Here is a 16,526-nt window from a genome sequence, read left to right as displayed (position 1 = left end):
TCTCCTGAATATATCTTAATATTTTATCAGCCAAGCTCAGCTGCAATTTGCTCCATTCTATCTTTGCATTTTAGTTTTCTCTTTTTTATCTCTTTGATTTTTATTTCAACTTCAGGGGGGAAATATTTCAAACTGTACAACGCTTCAAGATCCTGCTCCAAAGACATGTGCTCATAGTATAGCTGATTAAACTCTTCATTCTCCTTCAAAAGCTTCTGAATTAGTTCATCTTTTAATTTAAGCATAATTCACCCCTAAGTTATTTAATTTCATTAAAAAAGCATCTATCCCCTTTTCATAATAATCTTTTCTACGTCCATACACAAAAAAACCAAACTTTTTGTACAAATTTATCGCCCTGATATTGTCTTCTCTAACTTCGAGGTAAATTGTATACCCTGTATATTTAGAAACAACAAACCGCATAAGTTCAAACCCAATTTTTCTCCTCTGATACTCTTTTTTAACAGAAATATTTGCGATATCTGCTTCACCAAATAAATCATAAACCACAACATATCCTACGACAATATTATCCTTTTCATATACATATATGGTTGTAGTATCAGAATTTAGTTCACTTAAAAAAGCTTCATAAGACCATGGGCAAGAATAATTTTGATTTTCTATTTCAACAATTTCATTTAAATCGGAAAGTTTAGCTTCTCTTATCAAAATTTAACTCCGCTTCGGATTTTCTCAAATAAAATGGGATTGCATCAGTCAAAAATTCCACAAAACAATCCTTTTGTATACCTATCAGTGGATTTATATTTTCATCCAATATATAAACATTATCATATTTTTCCAAATCTTCCTTCATAATCTGCAGATAATCCCCAAATTTACTTTCCCCAAAATCATACTCTTTTATACCGTAATATTTGCCTATCAGTTTTATCCCTATTGCAAACTTTTCCTCATTTAAACTTAAAGCAGCAACATCAAAAGCGGAAATTCCACTTGCCTTTTTTCCAAGCCCCAAACATACTCCTTGCAAAAAGGAGACACCAATTCTTACCCCAGTAAAAGAGCCAGGTCCTATATTTACTATAAATCTGTCCACACATTTAATATCTATACCAATATTATTCAGCATAAAATCAAAGTTTTCAACTAATTTTTCATTTATATCTTTATAAGAAGGTAAAATAACACTTCCTATAAGCCTGAAATCTTCAAAATATGCCAAAATAAGTCTTTTTCCTGCCGTATCCAGATAAATATATTTCATTTATACCCCTGTATGGCCAAATCCACCACTGCCTCTGTCAGTCTCTTCAAACGTGTCAACCGGCTGGAATTGGATTTTCTCTACTTTTGAGAATACGAGTTGGGCAATCCTGTCACCTTTTTTAAACTCAAAAATTTCTTTACCGAAATTCGCAAGAATAACACCTACTTCTCCCCGGTAGTCACTGTCAATTGTACCGGGAGAGTTTAAAACCGTAATTCCATATTTCAGTGCAAGACCGCTTCTGGGTCTCACCTGACCTTCAAAACCTTCAGGAATCTCCAGAAATACACCAGTTTTGACCAGTCTTATTTCCCCTGGAAAAATGCATCCATCCTCGCCAGCTTTCAAATCTGCACCTGCAGCACCATTTGTGGCATATACAGGTATAAGTGTCTTATCAGTGAATTTTATTTTTACTATTTTGTTTTGCAAATTCCTATCCCCTGTTCATATATTTTTTTGAAAATAAGATTTAAATCATTTAGGCTGTACTGCAAGACTTTTTTCTCAATCTCTGATGGAGTTATAAGCTTTTTATCATTCATAAACTGTTTTGCATTTATTTCAAACCTATTAAGTGCTCCCTCAAATCCATATTTTATATTAAGTAAAATCTGATTCCTGGCTGACATCATCTCCTTTTTTCTAAAACCTTTTTTATACAAAATTTCAAGCTCCTTTAATAAGTACTTGTCAAACTTACTCACATTTGATTTATTAACTTCAGCGTCAATGCTTAAGTAACCCCCAATTCTATACAATGTCACATCGCTACTTATATTATAGCACAAACCAAGCTCTTCGCGCATTCTTTGAAAAAGTCTTGATGACATGGATTCGCAAAGCATATAACTTATCAGATAATAGGCATATTTTTGCTCTGAAAAGATACTGTCAAGATTTAGATAATAAGAAAGGTAACTCTGCTCGTATTCAATTTCAAATTCTCTCTTTACTATAATGATGTCTTCTTTCTTAAAAAATTTTTCTTCAAATGGGGCATAAGGCATTTTTGAAACAAAATATTCAAGCTCGTCATCTTCAAAGTTTCCTGACAAAGCCCCAAAATATCCATAACTACCAAATTTTTCGGCATAGTATTTTGTAAAAAAATTTAGTTCTATCCCCTTTACTGAGTCAATTGTACCTGCTATCGGCAGTCTATAGCCTTGATTTTTAAAAATACAACTTTCTGAAATCTCTGACAAATACTCCTGAGGATTATCCCTAATTGAAGATATTTCGGCAGATATCACATCTTTTTCCCTTTCAAATTCATTTTCATTAAAAACAGCTTCAAAACATATCGAAGAGAGAATATCGACCAGCTTTTTGAAATTCTCCTTCAACATTTTTATGTAAAAACAGGTATACTCTTTTGTGGTATAGGCATTAAGATATCCACCGAGGGATTCTACTTTAAATGAAATATCTCTTGCAGAATATTTTTTTGTCCCCTTGAAAACCATATGTTCAATCAAATGATTGATACCATTGTATTCAGGCTGTTCATCGGAACTGCCGTTTAAAAAGAACACTCCTGCAAGAATAAGTTCTGAGTTTTTGTCTCTGTCACAAATAACAGGAGTTTTATAATTATCGGCAACAAATCTATCCATAAAAAAGAAAAGGTGTCTTTTTTAGACACCTTCTTTTAAAAGCTCTTTTCTTGAAATTTTAAGTCGACCTTTTTCATCTTTGCCAAGATATTTTACTTCAACCTCATCACCTACTTTGAGATGATCTGAAATTTTGTTTGTCCTCTCAATAGCATATTCAGAGACATGCAAAAGTGCTTCAACTCCGGGAATAAGCTCAACAAAAGCACCAAAATCAGCTATCTTCTTAACTTTTGCCTTATATGCCTTTCCGGGGATAAGCTCCTGGGTAAGAGCCATAATCTTTTCGATAGCTTTGTCAATAGACTCTTTGTTATTGCCAAATATATTAAGAACACCGTCATCAAGTATATCAATTGCCACATTGGTTTCCTCAATTATTGCCTTTATGGTTTTCCCGCCAGGGCCAATTATAAGCCCCACCTTATCAGGATTAACATTGAGAACTTCAAATCTCGGAGCATTTGGTGACAAATCAGCTCTTGGAGAGTCTATAATTTCACTCATCTTGGAAAGAATATATAGCCTTCCTTCTCTTGCCTGAGAAAGTGCTTTTTCAAGAATATCCCTTGAAAGCCCTTCTATTTTGATATCCATTTGGAGCGCTGTAATCCCTTCTTTGGTACCTGCTACTTTGAAATCCATATCGCCCAAGTGGTCTTCAATACCCATAATATCACTGAGTACAACATACTTATCCTTTTCATAGATAAGCCCCATAGCTATACCTGCAACAGGTGCCTTTACCGGAACACCCGCATCCATTAAAGATAGTGAACCGCCACAAACTGTTGCCATAGATGAAGAGCCGTTTGACTCCAGTATTTCTGATACAACTCTTATTGTATAGGGGAAATCCTTTTCACTGGGAAGCAGATAGGACAATGCCCTTTCAGCCAGTGCCCCATGTCCAATCTCCCTTCTGCCAGGTGCCCTTAAAAAACCAACTTCACCAACACAGAAAGGTGGAAAATTATAGTGAAGCATAAACCTTTTGCTTGTCTCACCTTCTATGTCGTCAAGCATCTGGCTATCCATTTTCGTTCCAAGAGTAGTTGACACAAGAGCCTGAGTTTCTCCTCTTGTAAACAAGGCAGAACCATGTGCTTTTGGCAGCAGACCAACTTCTATATCTATAGGCCTTACTTCGGTATAGCCCCTTCCATCGACCCTCTTACCTGAGTTTAATGTCAAATCTCTGAATATATCCTTTTCAACCAGTGAATAAGCTTCTTTATAAACACTTTCCAATTCAGCAAATTCATCACCCAGTTCACTTTTTAGCTTTTCAAAATATTCTTCTTTTACCCTATCAATTGCTTCATATTTTTCCTGCTTGCCGGGTATTAAGACTGCCTCTTTTATTTTTTCAGACAAATCTGAAGAAACTTTATTATAAATTTCAGCTGGCACAGAAAAGTCTTTGTATTGCATCTTTTCTTTACCAATTTCAGCAGCCATCTTTTCCTGAACAGCAACAATCTTCTTTATATAGCTGTGCCCATATTCAAGAGCCTCAATTACTTCTTCTTCAGAAACATTATCCATACCGGCTTCAACCATGACAATTGCGTCCTTTGTACCGGCGATAACTATATTCATATCCAAACTATCATAAATATCCAGAGACGGATTTATTATAAAAGCTCCGTCTTTTCTCCCTACCCTTACGCCACAAACAGGGCCGTTAAAAGGGATATCAGATATCATAAGTGCTGCACTTGCAGCATTCAATGCCAATATGTCAGGAGAATTCTTTGAATCACTGGAAACAACCGTTGCAATAATCTGAGTCTCATTTCTGAATCCATCAGGAAAAAGTGGCCTTAAAGGTCTGTCAATTAACCTTGATATCAACGTTTCCCTGTCAGAAGGCTTGCTTTCCCTCTTTATAAAGCCACCAGGAATCTTTCCGACAGCATAAAATTTTTCGATATAATTTACCGTAAGAGGGAAAAAATCTATTTTGTCTGGAGAATTTTTACTTGCTACCGCAGTAACAAGTACAATTGTCTCACCCTGCTTTGCCCAGATACTGGCATTTGTCTGCTTGGCTTTAAAGCCTGTCTCAAAAATAATAGGCTCGATATTTTCATCGAGCCTTAATTCGAACTCTTTAACCTCTTTCTTCATCATTTACCCTATTTTCTCAAACCTAATGTGTCAATAAGCTCTTTGTACCTATTGTAATCTTTTCTCTTGAGATAGTCTAAGAGTTTTCTCCTTTTGCCAACAAGCATAAGAAGACCCTTCCTTGAATGGAAGTCTTTTTTATGTGTCGCAAAATGCTCAGTGAGTTGCTTGATTCTTTCTGTCAAGAGAGCAACCTGAACTTCAGGAGAACCTGTGTCCGAATCGTGTTTCTTAAACTTTTCAATAAGTTCGTTTTTTAACGCTTTTTCTAATGCCATTAAACACCTCCAATTTCAAACGCTTAAATTATCATTATTTTTTTATTTTTACAAGTAAATTTTGTCGATAATGCATTTATTGAAAAAATTCCATATCTTTAAAAATTTTTACCACTTTGAGCGGTATGTTTTTTCCTTTGTTTTTTCTGGCAAATCCTATTATTTTCTTATTTATGTCACTTATCCAAAAAAAATCACTTTCTTCTATCGGAAGTTTTATATATCCGTTTTTGGGAATTTGTACGCCATTGAGAAATTTTTCAACATATTCATCTTTTAAAATACATACTGGCCAATCAATCACTTTATTAAGCTGCTGAACAAATTCATAATCGCCATTTTTAACCATATCTGCTATCTGAGACAATTTAAAGGAGTTTTTAATGTCAAATATTCCATTCTTTGTTCTTACAAGGTTTTCCATTGTACCAAAACAAGTTAACCTGTCACCAAGATAATCTATCAAACTCCTTATATAAGTACCTTTTTCACATGATACCTTTATTAAAAGCTGGGGATATTCATACTTTATAATCGAAATATCATAGACAGTCATCGTCCTGCTACCGGCATCATCAATAAGACCTTTTCTGGCAAGTTTGTATGCCCTTTCACCAGCAATTTTCACAGCTGAAAAAGCAGGAATTTTGTACTCCTTTTCCCCTATCATCTCTTTAACAACACCATTTACCTCTTCAATCCCAGGAATATACTCAGAGTTTTCCAAAATTTTTCCTGAAATATCCATAGTGTCAGTCTTCACACCAAGCCTTATCATGGCGATATATTCCTTATCACTTGCCATAAGATATTCAGAAACCTTTGTTGCATGATTTATACATACAGGCAAAACACCTTCTGCTATAGGATCAAGAGTACCTATATGGCCACATTTCTTTATATTAAGAATTTTTTTTACCTGATGAACCACATTGAAAGACGTCAGACCACTTTCTTTGTAGACGTTTATCACACCATTCATTTATCTTTATTAACTTCTCTGATTAGAGACTCTATTTTCAGGGCATTATCAAGAGTATCATCATAAAAAAATTCAAGGTGAGGCACCTTTTTTATCCTGATACTTTTCATAATCTTCCCCCTTATAAAAGAAGCACTATGATTCAGTCCATCAAGACAATCATCCTTATTCTCGGCAAGCAATGTTCTTACATAAACTTTTGCAACACTCAAATCTTTTGCCACAACTACATCTGTAATCGATACATTTTCAACTCTCGGGTCTTTTATTTCCCTGAAAATTATCATCATTATCTCTTCTTTTAAAAGCTCTCCAATCCTTTTATCCCTAAAACTTCCCTTATTTTGCATCTATAAAATCTCCTGATTAATTTCCAACAACACAACTTCGGGAAAGTTATCGATAAATTCAACCACTTTACCGAGCTGTTCATTGCAGAATGAAGAATCATCACTGATAACAGCCACCCCTAACTCAGCCCTGTTCCATATATCTTTCTGGCCTACTTCTGCAATGGAAATATTAAATTTGTTTTTCAATTTCGTTTTCAAGCTGTTCAATACCCTTCTTTTCTCTTTTAATGAGAAAGCAGAAGGGATTTCCAGCAACATATCCAGAATCCCTACTATCATTTAGTTCAGTTCTTTAAGTTCTCTTTTTCTTTCTACCATTTCATACACTTCGAAGATATCACCCTCCTTGATATCGTTGAATCTGTCTACCCCTACACCACACTCATAACCTGCAACCACTTCCTTAACGTCGTCCTGAAATCTCTTAAGAGAACCTATATTCCCATCATAAATCACTATGTTGTCCCTAATCACTCTAATCTTGGAGTTTCTGGTAATCTTACCTTCAAGGACATAAGAACCGGCTATCTTCCCAACTTTGGGTACTGAAAATACCTGTCTTACCTCAACTCTGCCAATAACATTTTCCTTTATCTCAGGTGACAACATCCCCTCAATTGCACTTTTCACATTGTCGATTGCTTCATATATAACAGAATAAAGATTTATTTCCACATCCTCACGCTCAGCCACGGCTCTTGCATTGTTATCAGGCCTTACATTAAATCCTATAACAATTGCATTTGAAGCTGCTGCAAGCAACACATCTGACTCATTAATTCCACCTACTCCATCATGAATGATATTTACCTTAACTTCATTATTGGACAACTTTAACAAACTTGTTTTTAAGGCCTCTACAGAACCCTGAACATCTGCCTTTATAACGATATTCAAATCCTGTATCTCACCTTCTTTTATCCTGTCAAAGAGGTCATTCAGGCTGACTTTATTTCGTTCTTTAAGCTCAGCTTCTTTCTGTTTTTCCATCCTCATTTCTGCTATCTGCCTTGCAGTCTTTTCGTTAGGCACCACAATAAAATTTTGACCAGATTCCGGTACGGATGAAAAACCCATAACTTCAACGGGTACAGACGGGCCTGCAGTCTTAACACTTCTTCCAACAGAGTTAAACATTGCCCTTACTTTTCCAAAAGTCGGACCTACGACAAAGAAATCACCATTTTTCAATGTCCCTTTTCTAACAAGCACTGTCCCAACAGGTCCCCTTTGTTTGTCCAATTTAGATTCAATGATAATACCTTCAGCAAGTCTATCATAGTCGGCCTTAAGCTCAAGAATATCAGCCTCCAACAAGACCCTTTCCAACAAATCATCTATGCCTATTTTATTTTTGGCAGAAATCTCCTGAAACTGATACTCTCCGCCCCATTCTTCAGGGATAATGCCATATTCGGCAAGCTGAGTTTTAACCTTTTCGGGATTGGCATTAGGTTTATCAATTTTATTCACCGCCACGACAATTCTAACCCCTGCAGCTTTTGCATGATCAATAGCTTCTTTTGTTTGGGGCATAACCCCATCATCGGCAGCAACTACAAGAATAACTATATCCGTAACATTTGCTCCTCTTGCCCTCAATGTCGTAAAAGCTTCGTGTCCCGGAGTATCTAGAAACGTTATGCTTCTTCCATTTAAGTCAACTTCATAAGCACCAATATGCTGTGTAATACCACCGGCCTCACCTTCGGCAACCCTTGTTTTTCTTATGGCATCAAGTAAAGAAGTTTTACCATGATCAACATGCCCCATTACTGTAACAATAGGGGGTCTCGGTTTCATTTTTTCGGGATTGTCTTCATATTTAGGTAAAAGGTCTTCTTCGGTAACCGTCTTTACATTCACCTCTATATCATACTCGGCGCCAAGAAGCTGGGCAGTTTCAGCATCAATTGCCTGGTTAACAGATGCCATAACACCCATTGAAAACAGTTTTTTAACAAGCTCAACAGCCTTAATACCCAAAAGACCTGCAAGCTCGTTCACTGTGACAGTCTCGCCTATTTCTATCCTGGTAATTTTTACTGGCTCCGGCTTATTTGTGTCTTTTGACTTATCCTTCTTTTTTCCTTTCTGAAACTTCTTCTTTCTTTGTTTGGAAGAATCTTCGCCCCCTTCGTCAATATCTTCAACGGGTAATAACTCTTCCTTTATTTCCCCTTTTACTATTGCCTCTTCAAGCTCAAGTTCATCAAATCCCTCTAATATATCTTTGTTAATATTTTTCTCTTTCTTTAACCCTTTTTTCCCTTTTACCTTTTTTGGCTCCAAGTCCTCTTTTGGGGTTTCTTTCTTCTTTTCAACATCAACTTTCTTTAATTTTTCAAATGACTCAGAAGGTTTTTCGGTCTCCTCTCTTCTTTTAAATGCAACCTTTTTATCTCTCATATCTTTTGAGTCTTTTGACTCTTCATGATGTCTTGGTTTTTGTTCAGGCTTTCTATCTCTGAACTGCCTGGAGTCTGAAGTCCTTGTGTCTGCGGAATGCTGGCTCTTTTTTCTGTCGGAAAAATCTCTCCCTTTTCTGTCATCTTTCTTTCTATCTTCTGTGCCAAACCTCTTTTGAGGTGTTTTTTCAACGGATTGTGATGGCTTTTTATCTTCAGTTGGTTGACTGAAAGTCTCCTTATTTTCCACAACAGTTTCCTCATGCCTTTTTTCAGGCTTTTCTTCCTCAACTTTTTTTGTTTGAATTTCTTCTGTTGTTATATCTTCCTGCTTTATGTCTTTACTCTCTTCTTCTTTTTGCTTAATCTTGCTTAGTTTCTCTCTTTCTTCGTCAACTTTTTTCAAAGATTTTTCGAGCTCTCTTTTTTTCCTCAAAAGCTCTTCCTTAGAAATTCTTTTTGAACTGTCAGTTCCATCTTTTTTTATAACTACCTCTTTAGCTCTGGAGTGCCGTTTATGCCTTTCAAGTGCCTTTTTCAAAAGCTCCTGACGTTTATCAACACTTAAAAGTTTTGAATCAACACCAAGATGTGTTACCGCCTTTTCATCCACCAAATCGTTAAGCCCTTCAACATCAATATTTATCTCTTTCAATTTCTCCCTGGCTTCTTCAAAACTTATTCCGGCTTTTTCAATAACTTCTTGCAACTTAAATTTACTCATACCAAAAGCACTCCTTAATTCTTAACTATTTAATTTATCCAATCTTTCCAATATAATGTCAATATTTTTAATACCATGTTGTTCTTTAAGTTCTCTTGCACAATCCAAAAATCTGCTTCTATCTTCACAAAACAATTTGATATATTTTTCCTTTGTTTCACTCCTCAGAGAACTTAATTTTTTTAAAATCTTATTCTTACAACCTTCATTTAAAATGCTAAAAAGTTTATTTCTGTCAAACTTGGTCATTTTTTTTAACAACTTCTCTTTAACACCAAATATATCGTCATAACAGATATAAAAACCTCTGCCATCGGTACTAAAATCTATATCTACCAATACTTCATCCTTTTTTCTTACAAACCTTAAAAGCTCGTATTTTAAAAACTTATTTTTACAAATGACGCACGTCCTGATACTATTCGTTGTCCTCTTCCCCAAATGGGTCTCCATCTTCAATTTCAGAAAGCTTGGATTGCAAATAATCTATAGCACTGTTAATAATATTTATCGCATTTTCCTCATCAGTATCAAGAGCAGCCATTACCTCTTCAACACTTGACGTAGAAAGCTTTTCCACATCATCCAGACCTGCATCAAAAAGTTTTGCTATCATTTCTGGTGTAAGTACTTCTATATGCTCAAGGTTATATAATTCATCAAATTCTTTGAATTCCTGTTCCTGCTCAGCCATTCTGGCCTTTCTTATCTCATTGTACTCACTTTCTTTTAACACATCAAGTCTCCAACCAGTCAACATTGCTGCAAGCTTTACATTTTGACCTTTTTTACCTATTGCAAGAGAAAGCTCATCGTCAGGCACAACAACCTCAATGGTTTCCTCATCTTCAAATATATTTGTCAGCAGCACCTCAGCAGGTGAAATTGCATTGCAAACATATTTTACCGGATCTGGCGACCACTCAATAACATCAATCTTTTCACCTCTAAGTTCTTGACTTATTGAATTTATCCTTACCCCTTTAAGCCCGATACACGCTCCCACCGGGTCGATATTTGAATTGGTAGAATACACAGCCACTTTAGCTCTGTCACCTGGCTCTCTGGCAACACCTTTAACCTCAATAATCCCTTCATAAACTTCAGGAATTTCCATTTCAAAGAGCTTCTTAAGAAAATCAGGATGGGTTCTTGAAAGTATAAGTTGAGGCCAACCCCTCACAACCCTTATCTCAAGGAGCAATGCCCTGACATAATCACTTCTGCCAAAAAAGTCAGCTGGAATACTTTCTCTTTTTGGCAAAATAGCTTCTGTTTTACCAATACTAACGACAAGATTATCTCTGTCGGCTTTAAGGACAATACCGTTTACAATCTCACCAACTTTATTCTGGAATTGATCATATATTACCTGTTTTTCTGCATCTCTTATTTTTTCAAGCAATTTATTTTTTGCCGCAATTGCTGCCTGTCTGCCAAGAGCTTCAAGAGTAGTAGGAACCATTATTATGTCACCTAATTGAGGATTTTCTTTATACTTTTTAGCCTCCTCAATGCTGATTTCATGCCACCTGCTATCAATCTCCTCAGAAACCTCTTTTGGAATTAATATATCAATAACGCCCTTTTCAAGGTCAACACTGACCTCAGGCTCTCCGTATTTTCCAATTTTCTTTTGTACTGCCGTTATAATCGCTTCTTTAAGTGTTTCACCCAGCATCTTTCTGCTCAATCCTTTTTCTCTGCCGAGTTCATCAGCCACCTTTGCAAGCTCTCTGCTCATTTTGCCTCCTAAAAATCTATTTCTAATTTTGCCTTTTTTATATTTTCAATATCTATCTCAAAACTCTTGTTTTCCTGCTCAACAAATAAACTCAACTTATTATCAACCACACTGGAAATTATACCCTTGAAGTTTTTTCTACCTTCATCAACTGGAGTTTTTAGTGTAATTTTGCAAAGTTTACCCTTAAATTTTATAAAGTCTTCTTTACTCTTCAAAGGCCTGTCAATACCTGGCGTGGAAACCTCGAGAGAATATCTTTCGGTTATAAAATCTTCACTGTCAAGCCACTCTGAAACAAAATTACTAACCTTCGTACACTCTTCAAGACCTACATTTTGCCCGTCAATAACCACACGCAATATATTCCCACCCCTTTCTCTGCGATATGTCACGTCAAAAAGCTCTATATCTTCAAAGGGTAGATTCTTACTCAAATACTCTCTGACTTTCTGTTCATATTTTTTGTGGACTATGCTCATGATATTTTCGACAAACCCTATACAAAAAAATAAGTGGGAAAATACCCACTTATTTTTCTTGTAGCATAATTAAATTTAATATTCAAGTTTTTTATCAACAAATTTAAATATTATAACCCATATTGAAAGCCTTTATATTGCTTTCAATAGTTTTGGATGGAACTTTCCCTTTTATCACATTTTCCCATACATCTTTTTTAAAAGTAAGCATTCTTGCAAGTGCACCCACAACAGCCATACCTGCAACCTTCATGTTTCCTGCACTTTTAGCAATATCAAGCGCATCAAGGGTTTTGACATATTTAAACAATTTTAATTTTTGCCTGATAATTTTATCAGGGTATTCCTCTTTTCCTGACAAAACCCCTGGAGGAAATATTTTGTTGGTATTTAGAATAAGAGTCGAATTGTCGCTTGCATACTCAATATATCTCAAAAACTCCATCTGCTCGAAAGATACAAGTATATCAGCTTCGCCTAAAGCTATTACAGGGGAAAAAACCTTTTCAGCTATTCTTACGTGACTTACCACACTACCACCCCTCTGGGCCATACCGTGTATTTCACTTTTTTTGGCATCAAATCCGCTTTCAAGGGCAACTTCGCAAACAATATCACTTGATAAAACAGTCCCCTGCCCTCCAACTCCAAACATCAATATATCATATTTCATTTGTCACCTCTTTGAAAAATAGCGTCAAACCTGCAAACTTTAGGACATAAAGAACAACCTGTGCAAAGTGTCTCATCAATTAACGCCTTTTTCTTCTTTGCATCCCATGAAATAGCAGGACAACCAAGCCTTGTGCAGGCTGTACACCCGGTACATTTATCTTCTTTAATATAGTATGGATTTGTAATCACTGTCCTGTCTGCGAATATACACGGTCTGTTCGTAATAATAACGCTAAGCTCTTCTCTGGCTGTCTCCTCTTTAAGCACCCTGACACACTCATCAACATCAAAAGGGTCAACAGTAGTTACATTTTTTATCCCAAAAGCCCTGCACAGCATTTCGATATTCACTTTAGGCCCTTCTTCCCCCCTGATAGTTATACCTGTGCCAGGATTTGGCTGATGCCCTGTCATCCCTGTAATTCTGTTATCAAGAATTATAACAGTGGAAAATCCTTTATTGTATGCCGAATTCAAAAGACCGTTTATCCCTGTATGAAAAAAAGTAGAATCCCCAATTACAGCCACACTTTTTTTGGCATATTCACCGCCACTTGCTCTGTCAATACCATGCGCCATAGAAACGCTTGCTCCCATACACACAGTGGAGTTTATTGCAGAAAGGGGGGGTAAAAGACCCAATGTATAACAGCCGATATCGCCAGCAGCAAAAAGTTTTAATTTATTTATTGCATAAAACATCCCTCTGTGAGAACAACCAGGACACATATTGGGTGGTCTGTTTGGAAGGTTTAGAATTGGATTTTTTGCTTTTACTGTTTTTTTACGAAACAACTTTTTGACAGCATCAACAGAAAGCTCGCCATTGACAGGTCGATTTAGCTTTCTTAGTTTTACTCCTTTTGCCCTAAGCTCCGTTTCAATAAAAGGGTCAAGCTCTTCAATTACGTAAAGTTTTTTAACCTTTTTTGCAAACTCTTTTATCCTCTCAACAGGAAGCGGCCATACCATTCCAAGTTTCAAAATTGAAGCCTCGGGCATTGCTTCCTTGACATAATGATACGGAATCCCTGAAGTTATTATTCCAATTTCACTGTCATTGATTTCTTCTGTGATAAAATCTGATGAGTTGTTAAAATGCTCCAACTCCTTGAGCCTGTTTTCCACGAAAATGTGCCTTTGTCTTGCATTTGCTGGCACCATAACCCATTTGGGAATATTATTTTCAAGCCCCTTTGGCTCAACTTCTACCCTTTCATTAAGCTCAACAGCCGACATGCTGTGAGAAAGCCTGGTAACAGACCTTACAATCACAGGGGTACAAAACTTTTCAGAAATCTCAAACCCTTTTTTAACGTATTCTTTGGCTTCATTGCTGTCAGAAGGCTCAAGCATCGGGACCTTTGCAAATCTTGCATAGTTTCTGCTATCCTGTTCATTTTGGGAGCTAAACATGTTAGGGTCATCAGCCACAAGAATAATAAGCCCCCCGTTAACCCCTGTGTAGCTTAGAGTCATCAAAGGGTCAGCTGCAACATTAAGACCTACATGCTTCATACAGGACATTGCACGTCTGCCTGCAAGTGATGCTCCTATAGCTACCTCTACAGCCACCTTTTCATTCACAGCCCACTCGCAATAAATCTCTTTATATTGCTTTACAAAATCTGTAATCTCACTACTTGGTGTACCAGGGTATGAGCTTACAACCCTGACACCAGCCTCATATGCACCTCTGGCAATAGCCTCATTACCTGACAATACTTTTTTCATTATTAAGACTCCCAATTTTTCAAAAGCTCTGCAAGATTTGAATCAGGGTATTTATCAACAAAACTTTTTATATCACCTGAACCAAGAGCTTTTCTATAATCCCAAATCATTGAAAGTTTTGAGTTGTCGCTGTATGATGAGATCACCTGTTTATTTCCAATATCGTAAAGAAGGCTGTCAGCAAACTCTTTCAGATTACCGTCAACCTTCAAAAGATAGCTTTTGGCTTTTTCCATTTCACCTTTAGCCACATAAATCTGTGCAATTTTAAGAAAAACATAATTTTTCTGTTTTGAAAAGTCTTCTGCAGCCTTGCCAAAAGAATCAATTACATCATCAGATGTATTTTGATTGATTATAACCTCATAGCTGCCAAGATTATCAAGCTTGGCAACTTTGCTTGCCTGAACATTTTTGTAAACAAGATAAACAACAAGCACAATAAAAATACAGATAGCAACTCCTCCAAGAATAACTTTAAAATTTTTGTTTAAAAAATCTTCTAACCTGTCAATTGGCACTTCCTGGTTAACCTGATTTTTCTTACTGGCCATTTTGTCCTCCTAAACCTTTATTAAATATTTTTTTATTATTTTCAAATATATTGTTTATATCCAATTCATCGGCTCCTATCCCTTTAAGAACATTTATAAGCATTTCTATCGATAAAGCATCCCCCGGAGCATGGAAATCATTGTTTAAAACGAGTTTGGCACCATATTGTTTTGCAAGCTTAAAAACATGACCGTTGGTGTAGCAGTGTCCTTTCCTTGTAGTAATCTCCAGAGCCACCTCATTTTTTACTGCAAGGGCAACCTCTTCGTCACTAATTAATCCGGGATGCGCCAATACATCAACACATGCATCAATTGCAGCCCTGTTCGTCCCCTCTTTGACCGGTTCGACTATCGTCTCACCATGCACCACTACAATATCTGCGCCACACTTTCTTGCCTCAGGAATAATCTTTTCCAGCAAAACAGGCTTAACATGGGTAAACTCAACCCCCACAATCACTTTAAAATTTGATACATCATTAAACCTTTTTTTAAACTCATTTTGCTTTTCAATTATAAATTGAAAATTGGACTCGTCTGCATGATCCGTAATTGCAATCCCATTATATCCAAGCACTTCAGCCCTTCTTGCCGACTCGGCAGGTATCAAAACGCCATCGCTGAAAGTTGTATGGGTATGCAAATCATAAAATTGTATTTTTTTCATTTTACACCTTCAAAAATTGCTTTATGCACTCCATTACTTCACTTAATTCATCTACCACTTTTATCAGGTTCAAGTCATCTCTATTTATAAACCCGTTTTCAAGCATTACATTCTTTATCCAATCAATCAAACCACCCCAATATTCACTATCTACAAGAATCAATGGAAAATATTTTATTTTTCTTGTCTGAATAAGTGTCAGGGCTTCAAAAAACTCATCCATAGTCCCGAAGCCACCAGGAAAAATTACAAAAGCGCTTGCATATTTTACAAGCATAACCTTTCTGACAAAGAAATAATTAAATGTAACAACCTTTTTTGCATACGGATTAGGTTTTTGCTCAAAAGGCAGCTCAATATTTAAGCCAACAGATTGACCACCTGCTTCAGTAGCACCCCTGTTTGCCGCTTCCATTATGCCTGGCCCACCACCGGTAAGCACTGTAATGCCGTTTTCTGCAAGCATCTTGCCAAGCTGCCTTGCCTTTTTATAGTCCCTATGGTCTTCCTTCGCCCTTGCCGAACCAAATATGCTCACTGCCGGCTCAACTTTTGACAAACTTTCAAATCCTTCCACAAACTCAGAAAGGATTTTAAACATCCTCCATGTATCTCCCACCTTAAATTCATCAATGAGATATTGATCTATAACATTGTTGCCGTTTTTCACCCTATTTTCCTCCTGAAAAGCAAGTTCAAGGATAATAGAATATTTTTTTTATATTTACAAGTAGCAGTAAACATGAACAGTTTTTTTGTTTATAAAGACCTTTGCATAATTTCAAATATATCTTTACTCGCTTTATTTTTTGTTAAAAATCAGCCATTTTTTGGGTTCAAATCTTTAATTTTTTACTTTTTAGTACCCCCAAAAGCATTTATTTCGCATTTTGGGCGCACTTCTCCCATTAAATTCTCCTTAGTACAGCATAT

19 protein-coding genes are annotated in these 16,526 nt (G+C 36.3%); all 19 read right to left on the bottom strand.

Features of this window, described 5'->3' with window-relative positions; translation table 11 throughout:
* Window positions 1-26 precede the first annotated feature (26 nt).
* On the bottom strand, window positions 27-245 hold the full coding sequence (locus ACTCAF_RS07495) for a DUF465 domain-containing protein (protein ID WP_463062676.1): 219 nt from the start codon (window positions 243-245) through the stop codon (window positions 27-29).
* Complete coding sequence (gene rimI, locus ACTCAF_RS07490) at window positions 238-675, bottom strand: ribosomal protein S18-alanine N-acetyltransferase (RefSeq protein WP_463062675.1); 438 nt, start codon at window positions 673-675, stop codon at window positions 238-240. Before rimI ends, ACTCAF_RS07495 begins: the two co-directional genes overlap by 8 nt.
* Window positions 659-1,234, bottom strand: coding sequence for a tRNA (adenosine(37)-N6)-threonylcarbamoyltransferase complex dimerization subunit type 1 TsaB (gene tsaB, locus ACTCAF_RS07485; RefSeq protein WP_463062674.1), 576 nt, complete (start codon window positions 1,232-1,234; stop codon window positions 659-661). Before tsaB ends, rimI begins: the two co-directional genes overlap by 17 nt.
* Entirely contained in the window at window positions 1,235-1,669 is a 435-nt protein-coding gene (gene dut / locus ACTCAF_RS07480; protein WP_463062673.1) for a dUTP diphosphatase, read from the bottom strand.
* Window positions 1,654-2,856, bottom strand: a complete 1,203-nt coding sequence (locus tag ACTCAF_RS07475; protein WP_463062672.1) for a M16 family metallopeptidase — start codon at window positions 2,854-2,856, stop codon at window positions 1,654-1,656. Before ACTCAF_RS07475 ends, dut begins: the two co-directional genes overlap by 16 nt.
* Window positions 2,857-2,877: 21 nt before the next feature.
* Complete coding sequence (pnp, locus tag ACTCAF_RS07470) at window positions 2,878-4,989, bottom strand: polyribonucleotide nucleotidyltransferase (protein WP_463062671.1); 2,112 nt, start codon at window positions 4,987-4,989, stop codon at window positions 2,878-2,880.
* Between the two features lie 8 nt (window positions 4,990-4,997).
* Window positions 4,998-5,267 carry a 30S ribosomal protein S15 gene (gene rpsO / locus ACTCAF_RS07465; protein ID WP_463062670.1) on the bottom strand — a complete coding sequence of 90 codons (270 nt, stop codon included), beginning with the start codon at window positions 5,265-5,267 and terminating at the stop codon, window positions 4,998-5,000.
* Window positions 5,268-5,343: 76 nt separating this feature from the next.
* Window positions 5,344-6,249 carry a tRNA pseudouridine(55) synthase TruB gene (gene truB / locus ACTCAF_RS07460; protein WP_463062669.1) on the bottom strand — a complete coding sequence of 302 codons (906 nt, stop codon included), beginning with the start codon at window positions 6,247-6,249 and terminating at the stop codon, window positions 5,344-5,346.
* Complete coding sequence (gene rbfA, locus ACTCAF_RS07455; protein ID WP_463062668.1) at window positions 6,246-6,599, bottom strand: 30S ribosome-binding factor RbfA; 354 nt, start codon at window positions 6,597-6,599, stop codon at window positions 6,246-6,248. The genes truB and rbfA overlap by 4 nt, the downstream gene beginning before the upstream one ends.
* The gene (locus ACTCAF_RS07450; RefSeq protein ID WP_463062667.1) at window positions 6,600-6,881 is read right to left on the bottom strand and encodes a DUF503 domain-containing protein; all 282 of its coding nucleotides are present in this window, start codon (window positions 6,879-6,881) and stop codon (window positions 6,600-6,602) included.
* A complete protein-coding gene (infB, locus tag ACTCAF_RS07445) occupies window positions 6,882-9,734 on the bottom strand; it encodes a translation initiation factor IF-2 (protein WP_463062666.1) in 2,853 nt (950 codons plus the stop codon). It lies immediately after the preceding gene.
* A 21-nt stretch (window positions 9,735-9,755) separates the two neighbouring features.
* Window positions 9,756-10,175 carry a YlxR family protein gene (locus tag ACTCAF_RS07440; RefSeq protein WP_463062665.1) on the bottom strand — a complete coding sequence of 140 codons (420 nt, stop codon included), beginning with the start codon at window positions 10,173-10,175 and terminating at the stop codon, window positions 9,756-9,758.
* On the bottom strand, window positions 10,153-11,478 hold the full coding sequence (nusA, locus tag ACTCAF_RS07435; protein ID WP_463062664.1) for a transcription termination factor NusA: 1,326 nt from the start codon (window positions 11,476-11,478) through the stop codon (window positions 10,153-10,155). The genes ACTCAF_RS07440 and nusA overlap by 23 nt, the downstream gene beginning before the upstream one ends.
* 8 nt (window positions 11,479-11,486) lie before the next feature.
* Entirely contained in the window at window positions 11,487-11,960 is a 474-nt protein-coding gene (locus ACTCAF_RS07430; protein ID WP_463062663.1) for a ribosome maturation factor RimP, read from the bottom strand.
* Between the two features lie 103 nt (window positions 11,961-12,063).
* Window positions 12,064-12,633 (bottom strand): indolepyruvate oxidoreductase subunit beta, encoded by a 570-nt coding sequence (locus ACTCAF_RS07425; protein ID WP_463062662.1) that lies wholly within the window; start codon window positions 12,631-12,633, stop codon window positions 12,064-12,066.
* Entirely contained in the window at window positions 12,630-14,369 is a 1,740-nt protein-coding gene (iorA, locus tag ACTCAF_RS07420) for an indolepyruvate ferredoxin oxidoreductase subunit alpha (protein ID WP_463062661.1), read from the bottom strand. Before iorA ends, ACTCAF_RS07425 begins: the two co-directional genes overlap by 4 nt.
* Window positions 14,370-14,371: 2 nt before the next feature.
* Window positions 14,372-14,923 (bottom strand): hypothetical protein, encoded by a 552-nt coding sequence (locus ACTCAF_RS07415; RefSeq protein WP_463062660.1) that lies wholly within the window; start codon window positions 14,921-14,923, stop codon window positions 14,372-14,374.
* Complete coding sequence (locus ACTCAF_RS07410) at window positions 14,913-15,593, bottom strand: histidinol phosphate phosphatase domain-containing protein (RefSeq protein WP_463062659.1); 681 nt, start codon at window positions 15,591-15,593, stop codon at window positions 14,913-14,915. Before ACTCAF_RS07410 ends, ACTCAF_RS07415 begins: the two co-directional genes overlap by 11 nt.
* A gap of 1 nt (window position 15,594) precedes the next feature.
* The gene (locus ACTCAF_RS07405) at window positions 15,595-16,194 is read right to left on the bottom strand and encodes an LOG family protein (protein ID WP_463062688.1); all 600 of its coding nucleotides are present in this window, start codon (window positions 16,192-16,194) and stop codon (window positions 15,595-15,597) included.
* Window positions 16,195-16,526 lie beyond the last annotated feature (332 nt).

The sequence above is a fragment of the Deferrivibrio sp. genome, from assembly GCF_055117995.1.
The sequence above is the reverse complement of the archived record's forward strand: the minus strand, read 5'-3'. Positions and strand labels throughout refer to the sequence as shown.